Genomic DNA, 249 nt, shown 5'->3' with positions numbered 1-249 from the left:
GAAGGCCGAGGCGCAGTCCAAGACCCGAGATGCCGCCGCGAAGGAGGAGGTGCGCTGATGCGACGCACACTGAACGTCGTCCGTCTGCAGCTGATCAACCGGCAGACCTTCATCTGGGTGCCGCTGATCGTGCTGGGCGCCGCGACGCTGATCTCGATCCTCATCTACGCAATGATCCCCACCGACGAGCCGAAGTACGGCGGAGGCGGACAGGCACCGCTCTGGTACTTCTTCGCGATCGGCATCAGC

The 249-nt window shown here is 64.3% G+C and carries 1 protein-coding gene; it reads left to right on the top strand.

Translation table 11 applies throughout. The features are described from left to right. Positions 1–57: 57 nt before the first annotated feature. Positions 58–249: hypothetical protein (locus ACEN88_RS35930; protein ID WP_413347158.1), on the top strand; the 192-nt coding region annotated here is incomplete at its 3' end.

The sequence above is a fragment of the Massilia sp. CT11-108 genome (assembly GCF_047302915.1).
GTDB lineage: Bacteria > Pseudomonadota > Gammaproteobacteria > Burkholderiales > Burkholderiaceae_D > Telluria > Telluria orientalis.
Note: the sequence above shows the minus strand (reverse complement) of the source record. Positions and strands in the feature narration are given on the sequence as shown.